The 16,654-nt window shown below is 58.7% G+C and carries 17 protein-coding genes; all 17 read left to right on the top strand.

The genetic code is table 11. The features are described 5' to 3' along the window. Positions 1 to 419: 419 nt before the first annotated feature. Positions 420 to 1,514, top strand: a complete 1,095-nt coding sequence (locus HMPREF2526_RS05805) for a hypothetical protein (protein WP_141761661.1) — start codon at positions 420 to 422, stop codon at positions 1,512 to 1,514. 544 nt (positions 1,515 to 2,058) lie between these two features. Next, on the top strand, positions 2,059 to 2,805 hold the full coding sequence (locus HMPREF2526_RS05800) for a hypothetical protein (RefSeq protein WP_232745247.1): 747 nt from the start codon (positions 2,059 to 2,061) through the stop codon (positions 2,803 to 2,805). Positions 2,806 to 2,934: 129 nt separating this feature from the next. Continuing rightward, entirely contained in the window at positions 2,935 to 3,885 is a 951-nt protein-coding gene (locus HMPREF2526_RS05795; RefSeq protein WP_046649225.1) for a tetratricopeptide repeat protein, read from the top strand. Beyond that, entirely contained in the window at positions 3,885 to 4,868 is a 984-nt protein-coding gene (locus HMPREF2526_RS05790; protein ID WP_046649226.1) for an HAD-IIA family hydrolase, read from the top strand. Before HMPREF2526_RS05795 ends, HMPREF2526_RS05790 begins: the two co-directional genes overlap by 1 nt. Then, positions 4,859 to 5,020 carry a hypothetical protein gene (locus HMPREF2526_RS13370; protein WP_168163151.1) on the top strand — a complete coding sequence of 54 codons (162 nt, stop codon included), beginning with the start codon at positions 4,859 to 4,861 and terminating at the stop codon, positions 5,018 to 5,020. Before HMPREF2526_RS05790 ends, HMPREF2526_RS13370 begins: the two co-directional genes overlap by 10 nt. Positions 5,021 to 5,060: 40 nt before the next feature. Continuing rightward, on the top strand, positions 5,061 to 5,870 hold the full coding sequence (locus HMPREF2526_RS05785) for a TlyA family RNA methyltransferase (protein ID WP_046649227.1): 810 nt from the start codon (positions 5,061 to 5,063) through the stop codon (positions 5,868 to 5,870). A 26-nt stretch (positions 5,871 to 5,896) separates the two neighbouring features. Then, positions 5,897 to 6,778, top strand: a complete 882-nt coding sequence (locus HMPREF2526_RS05780; protein WP_046649256.1) for an NAD kinase — start codon at positions 5,897 to 5,899, stop codon at positions 6,776 to 6,778. A gap of 39 nt (positions 6,779 to 6,817) precedes the next feature. Continuing rightward, positions 6,818 to 8,494, top strand: coding sequence for a DNA repair protein RecN (gene recN, locus HMPREF2526_RS05775; RefSeq protein ID WP_070546330.1), 1,677 nt, complete (start codon positions 6,818 to 6,820; stop codon positions 8,492 to 8,494). 26 nt (positions 8,495 to 8,520) lie between these two features. Further along, entirely contained in the window at positions 8,521 to 9,705 is a 1,185-nt protein-coding gene (gene steA / locus HMPREF2526_RS05770; RefSeq protein WP_070510794.1) for a putative cytokinetic ring protein SteA, read from the top strand. Further along, positions 9,705 to 10,664, top strand: coding sequence for a copper transporter (locus HMPREF2526_RS05765; RefSeq protein WP_070510792.1), 960 nt, complete (start codon positions 9,705 to 9,707; stop codon positions 10,662 to 10,664). Before steA ends, HMPREF2526_RS05765 begins: the two co-directional genes overlap by 1 nt. Further along, complete coding sequence (locus HMPREF2526_RS05760; protein WP_070510790.1) at positions 10,665 to 11,303, top strand: NUDIX domain-containing protein; 639 nt, start codon at positions 10,665 to 10,667, stop codon at positions 11,301 to 11,303. Positions 11,304 to 11,344: 41 nt separating this feature from the next. Next, on the top strand, positions 11,345 to 12,223 hold the full coding sequence (xerD, locus tag HMPREF2526_RS05755; protein WP_046649232.1) for a site-specific tyrosine recombinase XerD: 879 nt from the start codon (positions 11,345 to 11,347) through the stop codon (positions 12,221 to 12,223). Between the two features lie 45 nt (positions 12,224 to 12,268). Further along, positions 12,269 to 13,357, top strand: coding sequence for a hypothetical protein (locus HMPREF2526_RS05750; protein WP_070546328.1), 1,089 nt, complete (start codon positions 12,269 to 12,271; stop codon positions 13,355 to 13,357). A 185-nt stretch (positions 13,358 to 13,542) separates the two neighbouring features. Continuing rightward, complete coding sequence (locus tag HMPREF2526_RS05745; protein WP_046649257.1) at positions 13,543 to 14,415, top strand: ParA family protein; 873 nt, start codon at positions 13,543 to 13,545, stop codon at positions 14,413 to 14,415. Positions 14,416 to 14,424: 9 nt separating this feature from the next. Beyond that, the gene (locus tag HMPREF2526_RS05740) at positions 14,425 to 15,222 is read left to right on the top strand and encodes a segregation and condensation protein A (RefSeq protein ID WP_070510785.1); all 798 of its coding nucleotides are present in this window, start codon (positions 14,425 to 14,427) and stop codon (positions 15,220 to 15,222) included. A 16-nt stretch (positions 15,223 to 15,238) separates the two neighbouring features. Next, a complete protein-coding gene (gene scpB / locus HMPREF2526_RS05735; RefSeq protein ID WP_070510783.1) occupies positions 15,239 to 15,853 on the top strand; it encodes an SMC-Scp complex subunit ScpB in 615 nt (204 codons plus the stop codon). An 85-nt stretch (positions 15,854 to 15,938) separates the two neighbouring features. After that, positions 15,939 to 16,654, top strand: a 716-nt coding sequence (locus HMPREF2526_RS05730; RefSeq protein WP_070546326.1) for a pseudouridine synthase, incomplete at its 3' end; no start/stop codon positions are given.

Genomic DNA, 16,654 nt, shown 5'->3' with positions numbered 1-16,654 from the left:
GAGAGTAAGAAACCGCCGACACCAAACAACAAACCATAACTCAATACACAACAAAGAGAGACCGTTGAAGCATTACTACCGCTTCAACGGTCTCTTTCTTCGTTTTCAAGGTCCGCCCCCAACGACACTGGGGGAGCGACCTCAAATCTCCTTGAGTACCACACCTAGGTCCATAACGCTTTGGCACTATCTTTTCGTCACTTTCGGTGCTTTCTCCTCGCGCTGATACTTTCGAGGAACGTATTTCAGCTACACTAATCAAAATGGTTGAATTAGCGTTCGGCGTTGCTTTTTGCGGGTCTGCCCCGGGCTACGAGATTCGGTGGACGGATTCGTCGCTCAGTTTTCTAATGTCACGAGCATTGAGTGGTCATTCGTAGAAGTCCAGTTGGAGGTGTCTTGAGGTGCTCTTAAGGAAAATGCTCTCTCCTGCAACTGTAATCAGAGTGAATGTTCTTGTGGATGCATACGTGACTTCATTTCTTGCAGCTTCTGTAGGTTACCTGACAGTAGAATCTGGTCTTGATGGTCAAGGTGCTTTGCATGCGGTGGGCACGGGCATTGTTATTGGGACAATTCTGTCGTTGCCGCTTGCACGTCTCGGAGATGTCGTGGGCGAAGCTAGGGTTCTCGGCTGTGTGCAGATTTTTCAGGTGGTCGCATATGTTGTTCTTGGAATAATCCCTGGTCAAATCCCATTGATGGGTGCTTTGGTTGGAATCTTTTTGCTTGGAAGGTTTGTTTCGCCTCTGAGAGGTGCTCTTCCTCCACGCTACCTGCAAAAAGAGGAGCTAGTTAGTTTCAAAATTGCATTACGAACAGCTACGTTGACTGTCGTTCTACTTGGGACAGCCACCGTATCATGCGTTCTGCTTTTTGATGTCTCGATTCGAACCTTAGCTTCGTTGCTTGGGAGTTTTGGATATTTTATTTGTATCGCCGCGACGCACGTATTGAAGCAAAATCAAGGGGTCGACGTTGTACGCCGAGCTTCATTTCCCGTCAGATTTTCATTGGCAACAGATGTATGGATTTCTTGTCTAAAAGTCTTTGTTACATTCGCAATTATCACAACCGGTTCCGTTCTAGTGCCGTACATACTGGCGTCCAAGGGAAGTAAGCTTAGTTGGTTGCTATTGTGCTCTGTATTTATAGAAATTGCGATCAATTATGTTATCCAGAAGAACTCTCGCTTCAAGAAAGGAGGTAGGGCTTCAAATTTCGCCTTACTCTTGCTGGCAGTTGCTTTGGGGGTGTTCGGCGGGATTCTCTTAGTTAGCAGTGCTGTGCTCTTACAATCAATGATTGTCTTTTCATTAGCCTTGATGGCGGTATTCTGCTTAATTCATACCGCCCGGACGCTCGCAACTATTATGGCTTGGCAGTTTCAGTATGACAAAGGTGATGATAAAGATCGGACATTTGTAGTAGCTATATTTTCGATGGCGTCAGCTTTTGGTATCGGGTTTGCAAATTTAATAGGTGCAAAAATTTACGAAGTAGTAGGTGTGTAAATTTATAGTGAAGGATATCTTCGAAAGCCCGAGAATTAACAGTAGGAATAGACGTGTGCGGTGGTGCCTATGACATGAATCTTGGATGCAGTGCGCACGAGCGCGAACTTCGACGTACCCATGCGCGAGCCTTAGTAGTCCGTCTGGTCGAGTGAATTAGTCAATTGGCAGTGTCGGTGGCCGTCTATTGGAATGGTTTATTTGCGACCAGCGTTTTAGAACACGTGAATGAATGCGGCGGCTAAGGGGGGCAGGTCTTTCAAATCAGCTTGTACTCCTCCTCGATCTGGAATCATTGGTGACCTTCATGAGTGCACTTCTAAGTCTGCGTTCATAGCCCTGAGGACAAGCAATCACACGGGTTCCTGAACCCCATAACCTCGTCATTTAAGGGACTACATGCCTGACGTTTTAAGTCTTTAGCGCTCCCGTAAATCGTCGGCCACCAGCACTGTATTGATAGCGGGATGTCGTTTCCTTTTCGTGCTTTACAACTAGAATGTAGTCGGTATCAACTCTTGGCGGGATAGCGAAGGAGAACGCGATGAGGTTCCCGCAGACTTCGGCTTCTTTTACTCATTCTTATAACCCGGTCTTCCTGAAGGAACTGAAGGCTGTTCCCTACGGGAGAAAAAACGAGAACCCCTCTCCCTACAACCTTTGTCCGGTCTTTGAATCAGTAGAGCGTGTTCCGCAAGTGCGCGATATCCGTGGTGGTCTTGTGTTTTTCGGAGCGATGGTCTTGGCAGCAGGATTGATCTTCTTTGTGGGCTTACTTCTTAACAGCTTCAAGGTTCCGGGTCTCTTGGCGTTTCTTCTTGGCGCGTTGCTCCTTTATTTTTTGTTTCTCATCGCTAAGCATGCGTTGTTTGCGCGACGAATTAGTAGGGCCTGGAAGAATGGCTGGATCGATTTTTATCCGGTTCTCCTCGGCAGTCTTTTTCACGATGAAGAGAATGCCAAGCGTGGGAAGAAGGGGCATTTTTATGCCACGAAGGCCTTGGTCGTGGCGCCAAACGGCGAGTCCCGGATGCTCGAGGTGTCCGTGGAAGGGCTGAGGCTGGACCGAATGATTAAGGAAGGCGCTGTCATGGCGCGTGACCGCCAGGGGATCCGCCTTGATGCAATCCGCAATAACGGGTGGACATTCTGGGCAGTCGTTCGTGGTCGGCCGTTGGACGACGGAAGCGTGGAACATGGGCTGTCCGCTTCACAGGTGGCTGCGGGCTTGGATCGCGTTCGGCATGGTTGGCCATTGGATCGGCTTGATTCCTTGCCTGATGGCCCGTGAATTTTGACTATTAGCCATGGGTGTGGGCCATTTCACTCACCAGTCGGTGCATTGCCGGTTTCGGGCCGCTGACCTGTACACTGGTTCGGTACATACGGACGCGTCTACCGCAGAAAGTGCATGGATTTAATGTCTGAATCTAACTCCCGCGACCACGAGCGTGGCCGCGAAGGTTCCTCGGAAAGCAACCGGGGAAACAACCGCTCTGGTGGCCGGAAGTTTGAGAAGCGTGGCGGCGCATCGGGGCGTCGAGAAGAGCGTCGCGGCGATCGCCGCGATGACCGCCGTGGCGGTCGCGCTGGTGCTAAACCTCGTCGTGGGGATCGCCGCAACGATCGTCAGGGCCACGATCGTGATAAGCACAAGGCCTCGCATCCGCAGCGTTCGGGCTACCGTGAGGAGCGGATCAATCGCCGCATGACGGATCCGGATCTGCCATCTGATATTGATATCACTGACCTCGATCCTTCTGTGCTGCAGGACCTCTCCTCGCTATCGAAGGAAAACTCCGAAGCAGTGGCCAAGCATCTCATTATGGCGGCAACGTGGCTTGATGATGACCCGCAGCTGTCACTTCGCCACGCGCGCGCAGCAAAGGATCGTGCTGGACGCGTATCGGTTGCGCGTGAAATGAATGGAATCGCCGCCTACCGTGCTGGGGAGTGGAAGGAAGCTCTGGCGGAGTTGCGTGCTGCGCGCCGCATTTCCGGTGGCCCTGGATTGCTTGCCGTGATGGCGGATTGTGAACGCGGCCTTGGTCGCCCAGAGAAGGCCGTGGAATTGTGGCGCAGCGAAGAGGCGAAGGAGCTGGCACCGGAGGATGCCATCGAGTTGGCAATCGTGGCTGCAGGTGCACGCTTAGACATGGGTCAAGCAGATTCTGCTGTGGTCACGATTCAGCGCGCGCAGCCGAACAAGGACGCCACAGGCGTGTCTGCCTGCCGCCTTTCTTATGCTTACGCCAATGCCCTGCTGGAGGCCGGCCGTAAGGAGGAGGCACAGGAATGGTTCCAGCACGCGGTTGACATCGATGAAGGAGACTGGACCGACGCCGCGGAGCGTCTGACCGAATGTAAATAATGAGTATTCTCAAGACCCACGATTCGCTGCTGCTAGATCTTGACGGAACCGTGTGGGAGGGAGGACAGGCCCTCCAGTGCGTCGTTGACGTTATTAACTCCTGTGGTGTTCCCGCGGTGTATGTGACGAACAATGCTTCCCGCAGCCCCCAGACCGTGGCTGGCATGCTCGGAGAAATTGGACTGAAAACGGATGCCAACCGAGTTGTTACCTCCGCGCAAGCCGCAGTCAAGATTGCCCGTGAGGACTTCCCGGCAGGAACCAAGGTTCTCGTTATCGGCGCTGACTCATTCCGCACTCTGGCCCGTGAGGCAGGGTTCGAAGTAGTCGACAGCGCCGATGATAAGCCTGCGGCAGTGTTGCAAGGCATGGATAAGTCGGTCGGTTGGGAACAGCTTTCCGAGGGGGCATTTGCTATCAATCAAGGTGCGAAATACTACGCCTCCAACCTCGATACGTCGCTGCCGACGGAGCGAGGAATGGCCGTGGGCAATGGCTCGCTCGTCGCGGCTGTTGTTTCGACCACGGGCGTTGAACCTATTACTGCAGGCAAACCGGAGCCCGCTATGTTTACGCAGGCGGCCAAGCTGGTGGGGTCGACCAAACCCCTTGCTGTCGGCGACCGTCTGGACACCGATATCGTCGGTGGTAATAACGCAGCGATGGATACGTTCCACGTGTTGACCGGTGTGTCTCGTGAGCTGGCGCTTATTGAAGCCATTCCGGAGGCACGTCCCAATTTCATCGGCGCGGGCTTCCACGAGCTCTCACTCTCGGAAGCACAGGCACGGCCAGGAGCCCAGGGCGGATTCCGGGCTCGGTATGACGGCTATGACATTGTCCTTCAAGGAGGCGATGAGAAGTCGACTTCGGTCGAGGCGCTGCGCACGGTTTTGGAAGTAGCCTGGGCGGGCGCTGAGCCTCCTCGCTATATTCAGCCGCGGAGCGAGGCCGCTGAAAGAGTAGTATCCACATGGCGGTAAAGCCCCATGACCCGCGGGCGGTGCTTGCCCCAGAAAAACTGGATGAGTCCATCGCCGCGATTCTTAACGAGCCATCGGAAACTCTTGAGCAGGAGCTGGTCCAGCTGGACCGTGCTCACACCGTGCTGCGGGATGCGCTTCAAGACAACTAGCGCTTTACACCAAGGAATGTAGGGGAAAGAGGACCTGTCTATGCCACCGCAACGTCGCCGTCTTGACGCGGAGTTGGTACGCCGAAAGATCGCGCGCTCACGTGAGCACGCTGTTGAGATGATCAAGGCCGGCCGCGTGACGGTTGGTGGTTTCAAGGCCACCAAACCCGCCACGGTGGTGGAACCAGAGGTATCCATCAAGGTGGAGGCCAGTGAGGGGGATGACTGGGCGTCGCGAGGCGCACACAAGCTCTTGGGCGCACTTGAAGCCTTTGACGTGGATCTGAAGGGTAAGCGCGTGTTGGACGCAGGAGCGTCGACCGGTGGGTTTACCGATGTCTGTTTACACCGCGGTGCCGCAGAGGTGTTATCGGTTGACGTGGGCTACGGGCAGCTGTTGTGGCGCCTGCAAAACGACCAGCGCGTTACCGTGCTAGACCGCACGAATATTCGTAATCTGACCCTAGAGCAGACCGGTGGGCCGTGCGATGCCATGGTGGGTGACTTATCTTTTATCTCCTTGAAATTGGTGCTTCCGGCCATCGTGGAATGCATGGTCGATGGCGCGTGGTTACTGCCCATGGTCAAGCCACAGTTTGAAGTAGGTAAGGACCGTATTGGCGCCGGCGGCGTGGTGCGGTCACCCGAGCTTCGCGCGGAAGTAACCAAGGACGTGGCGGTCTTCGCTCAGGAGCTCGGCCTAAGCGTAAAAGGTGTGGCTGCCTCCCCGCTACCGGGACCGAGCGGTAACGTCGAGTATTTCCTCTGGCTGGTCAAGGACGGGATGTCCACCCCGGAGGATAGGCTGGACGTACTCATCGAAACGGCAATTAAGGAAGGACCTCAGTGAGCACTACCAGCGCCGCGGATGGCACCATGCGCCGTGAAATTCTTCTTGTCCCGCACGCCAGTCGCGAGGAAAACCTTGCCGCCACCCACCGGGCCGCGGAGCTGCTGCAGGAGGCAGGCATTAAGGTGCGCGTCTGTGCTGCGGATACTGTGCTTCCCGGGCTGCAGCACGTCCGGCATACACCAGCGGCAGCAGAGGGCTGCGAACTGGTGTTGGTGCTCGGAGGCGATGGCACGTTCTTGCGCGCTGCGGATATGGCCCGCGCCGTGGACGTTCCGGTGTTGGGCATCAACTTGGGGCACGTGGGCTTCCTCGCAGAATGGGAAGCGGAGTCCCTAGACCGTGCGCTCGTGCGCGTCATCGAGCAGTCCTATGACGTCGAAGACCGCCTGACCATCGACGTGAGCGTCTTCGATTCGGAAGGCGCGTTGCGTGAGCGCAGCTGGGCGCTGAATGAGGCGTCGATTGAAAACCTCAACAGGTCCGGAGTGCTTGATGCCATCCTCGAAGTGGATGGCCGCCCAGTATCCGCTTTTGGGTGCGACGGTGTACTTATTTCTACCCCTACGGGCTCCACGGCTTATGCCTTCTCCGCCGGCGGCCCTGTGCTGTGGCCTTCGCTCGATGCCATCCTGGTGGTGCCGAATAACGCGCACGCATTGTTTACCAAGCCGCTCGTGGTGTCTCCGGATTCACAGGTAGCGGTGGAATCGGCATCGGCAACGACTCCCGCCGTGGTGATCCTCGATGGTTTTCGGGAAATCTCCATGCCCCCAGGCTCACGCGTGGAAATCGTGCGCGGTGAACGGCCGGTGCGGTGGGTTCGCCTTGACCACCAGCCTTTCACTGACCGGCTTGTGTCCAAGCTGCGCCTTCCCGTGGAAGGCTGGCGCGGACCGCGGCATTAACCTGCTCTAGCGCGTAACCAGGAAGGAAGATAACTCTCCGTGCTCGTTGATATCAGCATTTCTGATCTCGGTGTAATTGAAAGCTCCACCGCGGAGCTTTCGCAGGGGCTCACCGTGCTCACTGGTGAAACCGGTGCTGGCAAGACCATGGTGGTGACCGGACTGCGCCTGCTCGCGGGAGGGCGCGCTGATGCCTCGCGCGTGCGCGAAGGAGCCTCCAAAGCTGCCGTCGAAGGGCACTTTTCTTCTGACTCGAAGGCCGTGGCGGAACTAGTCGAGGAAGCCGGGGGAGAGCCCGATGAGAACGGCGAATACATCGCCTCCCGCACGGTGTCGGCTGCGGGACGCTCGCGGGCCTACCTGGGTGGGCGAGCGGTGCCAGCGGCGACGCTGGGGGAGTTCGCTTCCCATCTCATTACCGTCCACGGGCAAAACGATCAGCTGAGGCTGTTGTCTACTGATCAACAGCTGGCGGCCATTGACCGCTTCGACCCTGCAGTTGACGCGGTCCGCGAGGCATATACCCAGGCATTTAGCCGCTGGCGCGCGTTGGCCAAGGACTACCAGCGCCGTACAGAATCACGGCGTGAGATGGCACAGGAAGTCGACCGGCTCCAGTTCGCGATAACGGAGATTTCGGACCTTGACCCGGAACCGGGCGAGGACGCAGAGCTCGTGACCCTCATTAAGCGCCTGCAGGATGTTGATGCCCTGCGCGAGGGAGCAGCCACCGCGCTGAGCGCTCTCGACGGCGGGGAAGGTTTCGGTGATGAGGACACCGCCGTCAACCTCGTCGGCGCCGCTGAAACCGCGCTGGCTGGGGCCAGCGACGTCGAACTCGCGCGGCTCGGGGAGCGATTGAGCGAGGTCACCGCGCAATTGACCGATATTGCCGCTGAGCTCACCACGTATCTGGGAAATCTCCCCGCGGATCCCAACCTCCTCGAGGAATCCCTGCAGCGCCAACAGGAGCTCAAGCGCCTGACACGTAAGTATGCCGCAGACATCGATGGGGTGTTGGCCTGGCGTGACGCGGCAGAAGCGAAACTCGCGACGTTGGACACCTCTACCGAGGCCCTCGAAGCATTGAAGAAGGAGGTAATGGCGGCCGAAAAGACAATGGTGGCTAAGGCCGAGAAGCTCACTGCTGCGCGCACCAAGGCAGCGAAGAAGCTGGGCTCGCAGGTCACCGAGGAGATTCACGGCTTGGCCATGCCTCATTCCACACTGACGGTCGCCGTGCACAAGGCGAAGTACTCCAAGACGGGCGCGGATGAAGTGGAATTCCAACTCAACGGAAAGCCCTTGGCCTCGGCCGCCTCCGGCGGTGAGCTCTCCCGCGTCATGCTGGCGATGGAAGTGGTACTCGCCAGCGGCGACGGCACCACCTTGGTCTTCGACGAAGTGGACGCCGGCGTGGGTGGTCGCGCGGCGGTGGAGATTGGGCGTCGGTTAGCGCGCCTGTCCATCACCAACCAGGTCATTTGCGTGACCCACCTGCCCCAAGTGGCTGCCTATGCGGATTCGCACCTGCACGTGTCCAAGGAGAAATTCACCTCAGGCGTGGCGGATTTGAGCGCCGAGGAACGCGTCGAGGAACTCGCCCGCATGCTCGCTGGTCTTGATGACACCGCGACTGGCCGCGCGCATGCCCAGGAGCTCTTCGACCGGGCTCAAGCAGAAGTAGAGAGTTTCCGCGCGCCTTCCACACATTGAGTGCCTAACAGGGGAAACTGTCAGGCATGAGTCTGTTTTCCCGTAACACCGATCTGCCTGGAGAACACGGCGCGCTGCGTGATTGCACCCCGGGTGGCAAGGGCATGAAGAAGTTCAGCGCCGGTGACTTCGCAGTCATCAACGCCGCCAACATCTCCCGCCAAGAGGCCCAGACCCTCGTGGATATGAAACCAGCTGCTGTGATTAACGTGGCGGAGTTTTCTACCGGCTCCATTCCGAACTATGGCCCGCACATGCTTCTCGACGCCGACGTCACCCTTATCGAGGGCGTGGGCCAAGATTTCGTCAGCAACTTCAAGGACGGGAAGAAGGCGCGTCTTACCGAGGACGGGACGGTGTATGTGGGGGATACCCAGCTGTCTTCTGGAACGGTGGTTACCCGGGACCGCGCGGAGAAGAACTTCTCCTCCGCGCAACGCGAACTTATCGACCATATGGAAGCCTACTTTGGCAATTCCATCGAGTTCATCCACTCCGAAGGCCCGCTCCTCATCGATGGCCTTGGCGTTCCGGATGCTGGTTCCGTCATGGCGGGACGCAAGGTCCTCGTGGTGTCGCCCTCTGAGGAGCACCGCAAAAAGCTCACGCTGCTGCGCAACTTCATCCGCGAGTATGAACCCGTCATCATCGGTGTCGACTCTGCCGCAGATACGTTGGTTGAGCTGGGCTATCAGCCTAACTTCATCGTGGGAAATCCTTCGGAAGTGAGCTCTGAAACCCTGCGCAGTGGTGCCCAAGTTATTCTCCCAGCTGAGCCGGACGGCACTGCGGAAGGACTCGAGCGCATTCAGGATCTGGGAATCGGCGCGATGACATTCCCGGCTGCGACAGACTCAGCAACGGATCTTGCACTCCTGCTCGCGGACTACCACGAAGCGCAGATGATTGTGCAGGTTGGGGGCGCCCTCGATCTCGATGACATCTTTGCCAACGAGCCAACTGCCACGCCCGCAGCCCTGTTATGCCATATGAAGGCAGGTACGCGCCTCGTGGACGCGGACGCCGTCATCAACCTCTACGCCGCGCCGAATTCCGGCGCAATGGGATGGCTGTGGGCGCTGCTGGGCATCCTCGTGGCGCTGGCAGTGGTCATCCTCATCGTGGGCCTGGGTGGCGATGAATCATTCCTGCAGAACCTGATCGATACGTGGAACAACTTCGCGTTGAGCGTGCAGGGGTGGTTTAAATAATGGGTTCGCCTAAATCCCTGATTGTCACCGGCCTTGGCTTCGGTGCAGCCATTGGTGTTGCGTTGGGCACGTTGGTCATCGCACCGAACATGGACTCCACCCCGGGGCGCGGTGGGGAGTCCAACGACGAGGTCCGAGAAAAATACAGCAAGCTGGTGCTTGACCACAACATTGCGAAGGCCCAGCTGGATTCCGCTGATTCCGTGATGGGGGACCTCGGCCGTTACGTCGTCGACGGCACTCTAGTCCAGCGTCCGGTCATGGTACTCAGCATGCCCGACGCCAATGATGCCGATGTCACGGCTGTGAAGGATCTTCTCGGCTCCGCCGATTCCACCGACGCGGGAAGCATCAAGCTGACCGAAAAATTCCTGGCCCAGGAATCCGCAGACAAGCTGTTGTCCCTCGTCACCACCACGCTGCCGGCAGGGGCGAAGCTCGATAAGAAGAAGATCGATGCCGGTACTCATGCCGGCCAAGCGCTTGCTGCCGGGCTGATGATGGATGCTAAGACCACCCAACCGCTTGCCACCGTCGACGATCGGGCGACCTTGCTGCGTGCCTTGCGCGATGCCGGCTACATCGACTACAAGGATGGCACGATCCTGCCCGCTCAGGCGGTCGTAATCGTCGGCGGCGGCCTGACACCGGGAGAAGACGAAGACAGCGCTGGCAAGAAGTACGCTATCGACACCACCGTCAAGTTCCTGGAAGGTTTCGAGTCCGCGGACGCCGCCATGGTGTATGCCGGGCGTGTGCAGTCTGCAGGGGATGGCGGAGTGTTGGAAAAGCTCCGGGCGGCCAAGACTGGGATTAGCACCGTGGACTCCATCGACCACCCGGTCTCCCAGATGGCCAGCGTTTTGGCCGTCAAGGAGCAGCTCGATGGCGGCCGCGGCGTGTACGGTTCTGCAGCGAATGCCGAGGGCGCAGCACCGGCGCTGCCGAAGGATCTCTAAATGCCACACGAGTTTCGTACGGTGGGAAGCGAGCTGCTTGTCGACGCCCCCATCATCGCCGTCCGCCGTGATGACGTTGTGATGCCGGGAGATGTCGTGGCGCAGCGGGAGATCGTCGAGCACCTCGGTGCCGTGGCCGTTGTGGCTTTGGATGAGGACAACCGAGTCGCCATGGTGGAGCAGTACCGCCACAGTGTGAGCAAACGCCTGTGGGAGCTGCCAGCCGGTTTGCTCGACGTCAAAGGTGAAGATGAACTCAGTGGCGCACAACGCGAACTCCAAGAGGAGGCCGGACTGGCCGCCGAGGACTGGGGTGTGTTGACCGATCTGGTGACCTCCCCGGGCTTTTGTGAAGAAGCCGTACGGGTGTTCGTGGCGCGTGGGCTGCGGGACGTCGCCAAGTTCGAGGCCACAGGTGATGAAGAAGCCGACATGGGGTTTTCGTGGGTGCCGCTAGCGGAGGCCGTCGATCGTATCCTCGCCGGCGAGATTGTGAACTCTATTGCAGTGGCCGGAATTCTCGCCGCCTATGCCTGTGTGCGTGAAGGACGCACACCGCGGCCGGTTGATTCACCTTTCGAGTTGCGGCCGCAGTCGCTGGCTAGCCGGCGTACCGGACCGGATTTGAAGAAGCTGTGAGCAGCACGACTCCTGCTGCTGCCGCTGGGCAAGCGTGGCTGATGCACCTCATGGTGGAAAAAGGTGCCTCGAAGAACACGGTGAGTAATTACCGGCGTGACATCAATCGCTACGTGTCGTGGCTAGCGGAATCTGGGATCACGGATTTGCGCCAGGTTTCTCGCGCGCACGTGGAGAACTACCTCATGTACCTGCGTGAATCCCTCGCCCAGTCCTCGGCCAGTCGAGCGCTGATCGTCGCGCGTGGGCTGCATAAATTTGCGCTCGCGGAGGGGATGATTGAAGAAGACGTCGCGGCGGAGGTTTCGCCGCCCAAGCGGGCCCAAGCGCTACCGGAGACCCTCAGCGTGGAGGACGTCGAGACTTTGCTCACCGCCATTCCCACTGATGAATCCGCAACCCCCATAGACATCCGCGATCGCGCTTTGCTGGAGGTTCTCTACGGCACGGGCGCGCGCATCTCCGAAGTGATCTCCTTGAGCGTGGATGACGTAACGGCTGAGGGGCCGACGACCGTGCGCGATATTCTGCTGCTGAGCGGCAAGGGCGATAAGCAACGCCTCGTTCCGTTGGGTTCGCACGCGGTAAGAGCGGTCGAGCATTACCTCGTGCGGGCACGGCCGGTCTTAGCAACTGGAGCCTCTCACGCGCTATTCCTCAACACCCGGGGCAAGGCCCTGTCACGGCAAAGCGCATGGGCCGCCATCAAGTCCGCTGCACAGCGCGCGCACTTGAGCGCCAACATCTCTCCGCACACCCTGCGTCACTCCTTTGCTACCCACCTGCTGGAGGGTGGTGCGGATGTGCGTACAGTTCAGGAACTGCTGGGTCATTCTTCCGTGACGACGACGCAGATTTACACGCACGTGACTGCGGATTCGCTTCGCGAGGTGTGGCGTACTGCTCATCCACGCGCCTAAAGGCGCCTAGACTCAGTTCGATTTACATCAATGAAAAGGATTTCTATGACTTCATCTGCTCGCGCTTCCCGGACCTTTCGCGGGGCTGCGATTGCTCTCGCGCTCACCGTATTTCCACTTGCCGGTGTTGCGGCCAACCCGGTGAGCGCGAAGGGCGGGATCCCCGGGCTCGGCGCGGCAGTTGCCCATGCTCAGGATGCCACCATCCCCGTGCCGGCTGGACAAACCACGACGGTTTCCCTGCCGGTGCCTGTCGACGTCTCCGTGGCTGCCGATGGGTGGAATGTGAGCGCCTCAGGTGGCACTGCTACGGTGACGGCCCCGCCAGCAGGTGGACAGATTACCGTTCCGGTGACCTATCAGGGCGTGACCATGACCATCGTGCTCGTTGCTGACGCCGATGTCACCGCCGAGGAACTCAACGACGCTGCCGAAAGTGTCGATCCGGGGCGCCTTGGTGGTGGCCAGCCGGGGCCGGGGGACGCAGAGAACCAGCAAGGTAACGAAGAACTGGGTGGAAACGGCGACGTCACAGACGATACAAGCGATGGCGGAGCGGTGACCGGTGCGGATAGTTCCAGCACCGGCCACGCGCAACCGCTCCGTACGGGCCGTGGCTGGGAAGGCGTGGATGATTCCCACACGTCCTATGTCAACCTAGAATCCACCATCGAAGGCCAGACCATTCACGCCAAGCTAGGTTTGAAACAAGCACTGGACCTTTACAACCGTTTCAAGCATCTTGAGGATGAAGGCGTCACGCTGCGTTATCTCAACGCGGAAGGGGAGTTTATCGAGGGCGTGAAACGCGACATTGATAAGGGCTCGCGCACCATGACCCTGACCTACCCAGAGGGCATGGAACCCGACAACCCCTTCATCATGCAGTTCATCAACGAGGACACCCAGTCGGCAGAGCTGGTGGTGACACTCACAGACCCAACCCGAGAGAACACCACCGACGTGCCTCCAGAGCAGCAGCTTGATAGCGACAGCGCCACGACAGCTAGCGAAGAATCAGGCACTGATACAGGCCTTGGCGCCGGCGCGGTGATAGCGGGGATTGCGGCACTCGGCATCATCGCTTTGGTCGCTGGGTTCGCACTCCGTCGGTTCCGTTCGAACCGGAAGTAAAACCTCTCGTAGTCTAGCTTCCAGGCTTTATGCGGCGGCTTTTGCTGGCTATAATCGCGATGCGGGTGCTCAAGGGGGTACCCTATAATCACAAGGATGTAAGAGTGCGGCGCCGGTGAGTGCCGCAGGGCTAACGCGAAGATGGCCTAACTAGAGCCGTACAGGTCAAGGAAGCAGGTGTGACTGTGAGCGACGAGGGACTGTTTGAGGCCTCCGAAACACAGGTCGGGTTGACCGGCCGGCCACTGCGGGAGCTTCCGGAACCAGAGCCATTGGAAAAGCATGGCCCCGCCACGATTATCTCCATGTGCAACCAGAAAGGTGGAGTGGGGAAAACCACATCCACGATCAACATGGGAGCATGCTTGGCGGAGTTGGGGCGTAAAGTCCTCCTCGTTGACTTGGACCCGCAGGGCGCTCTGTCCGCCGGATTAGGGCTGACGCATGATCAGATTCAGGACACTATCTACGACGTCATGCTCGATAGTGAGGTCTCGGTGCATTCTGCCATCGTGCACACCGGCGTCGCGGGGCTCGACCTGGTTCCGGCCAACATTGATCTTTCCGCCGCAGAGATTCAGATGGTCAACGAGGTGGGCCGCGAGCACACCTTGGCCCGAGCGCTGCGCCCGGTACGCAAGGACTATGACTTCATCATCATTGACTGCCAGCCTTCCCTAGGCCTGCTCACGGTCAATGCGCTGGCCTGCTCGCAAGGCGTCATTATCCCGATGGAATGCGAGTTCTTCTCCCTGCGCGGCCTCGCGCTGTTGACCGACACCGTGGAGAAGGTTGCTGACCGCATCAATTTCGACCTGGAGATCATGGGCATTCTGGTCACCATGTTTGACCGTCGCACCCGCCACGCCCGCGAAGTCATGGACCGGGTAGTCGAGTACTTCGGGGACAAGGTCTTCGACACGGTGATTACGCGGACCGTGCGTTTCCCAGAGACCTCGGTAGCCGGTGAGCCGATTACCACTTGGGCACCGAGCTCGCAGGCTGCCAAGCAATACCGCGACCTAGCTAAAGAGGTCATTGAGCGGGCCAACGGCTAGCCGCCTATTATGACCCAACCGGAGATCACCGGCTTTCGCATCGCGCTGGGCAATTTTGAGGGTCCGTTCGATCTGCTGCTCCAGCTCATTCAAGCGAAGAAGCTAGATGTCACCGAGGTGGCGCTGTCTGAGGTTACCGATGAGTTCGTGGCCTATACCCGAGCGTTGGGGGAGACCGCGGACCTGGACGAGACGACGGAATTTCTGCTCATCGCCGCTACGCTGTTGGATCTGAAGGCGGCGCGTCTATTGCCGCGCGGCGAGGTCGATGACCTTGAGGACCTCGAACTGCTGGAGACCCGAGATCTGCTTTTCGCGCGGTTGCTGCAGTATAAGGCTTATAAGCAGGTCGCTGACCAGTTTGCGCAGTGGCAGCGCGGCGCCCAGCGCCGCTATCCACGTGCGGTGGCGATGGAGGAGCGCTTCAGCGAGCTTCTTCCACCTGTCAAACTTGGACACACCCCAGCCACGTTCGCGGAGCTCGCCGCCGGGGTATTCCGCCCCAAGCCTCCCGAGGAAGTCGCGACCGGTCACATCCACCAGGTCGCGGTCTCTGTGCCGGAACAGGCTGGAAAAATCCTCACCACTCTCAAGCTGTTAGGCACAGGGCAGTGGATGAGCTTTGATGCGTTAACGCGGGACTGCACCATTTCCATGGAAATCGTGGGCCGCTTCTTGGCGTTGCTGGAGCTGTACAAAGCCAAGGCTGTGGATGCGTCCCAACCCGAATCCTTAGGCCCGTTGGAATTGTCGTGGACAGGGCTCGACGTGGATCCGGCCGTTGTTGCGGCGGCGAACTGGGATTAAGGTACGCTACCGACTCATGGAGGACACGTCACCCGCAGTACACAGTGAGGCCCCAGTGCCGAGCGCACCGGCGGCTCTTCCGCTGATCCCGCAATTGCGCTCACGCCTCGAATCGATCCTTCTGGTCATCGATTCGCCCGCCAGCGCGGAAGAGCTGGCGCGCGTGGTAGATGCGGAGGTCTCCGTTGTCAGAGATACTTTGCGGGCAGTGGAGCGTGAGCTCACCGAGCGTGGTTCTGGCATCGACCTGCGTGAGACACCGGAAGGATGGCGTTTTTATACCCGCAAAGAAAATGCGGACGCCGTCGAGCAGTTCGTGCTTGATGGGACCCAAACCAAGCTTTCGCGCGCCGCACTCGAAACCCTCGCGGTCATCGCCTACCGCCAGCCGGTCACCCGCGCCCAAGTCGCTGGTGTTCGCGGTGTCAACGTCGATGGCGTTGTCCGCACGCTGCTTCTGCGCGGGCTCATTCGAGAGATCGAAAGCCCCGAGCCGACAGTCGGCAACGCACACCAGTATGAAACCACTGAGCTTTTCCTGGAGCTTCTGGGAATCGATTCCCTCGAGCGTCTTCCAGACCTCGCGCCGCTGCTGCCAGACATCGAGCAGATCGATGAGGACTACTCATAAAGGCCCACCGTGCGGTAGGATTGCGGCCGGACAACGGCGTGATTCCGCGCGCCGCAAATTGAAGAACTATTGAGAGGACACATCCGTGACTCCACCCGCTCGCCGCGATGGCACACCGGACAAGAAAAAGCGAGACAGCGACATGATTGTCTCGAACGCTAAGCCGGCCCGCCATCAGCACGTAAAGAAAAAGGCCACCGCCGATTCCGTCGCCCGCGACTTGGGCGCGGACTGGCTGGTAGACGGTAAAGCTAAGAAGAATTCCCAGAACCAAGGCGAACGCCTCCAAAAGGTGCTGGCCAAGGCCGGCGTTGCCTCCCGCCGCCATGCAGAGATTCTCATCGATGAGGGCCGCGTTGAGGTCAACGGTCAGGTCATCATCACCCAAGGCACCCGAGTTAACCCCAACACGGACGTGATCCGCGTCGATGGCACACGCATCAACGTCAACGAAGAAACTCAGTACTTCGTACTCAACAAGCCCCGCGGCATGCAGTCCACTATGTCGGATGACATGGGTCGTCCGTGCGTGGGCGATGTCGTAGCGGATCGGGTCGTGGCGGGCCAGCGCCTGTTTCACGTCGGGCGCCTCGATGCGGATACCGAGGGCCTGCTTTTGCTCACCAACGACGGTGAACTGGCCAACCGCCTCATGCACCCGAAGTACGAGGTCACTAAGACCTACCTGGCCACCGTCTTGGGGGAGGCCGATAAGAAGCTCGTTCGCCAGCTGCGCGAGGGGGTTGAATTGGAAGACGGCCCTGCTAAGGCCGACTATGTGCAGATCGTGGATAAGAACCA

The organism is Corynebacterium sp. HMSC070E08 (genome assembly GCF_001808895.1).
GTDB lineage: Bacteria > Actinomycetota > Actinomycetes > Mycobacteriales > Mycobacteriaceae > Corynebacterium > Corynebacterium hiratae.
Note: the sequence above shows the minus strand (reverse complement) of the source record. Positions and strands in the feature narration are given on the sequence as shown.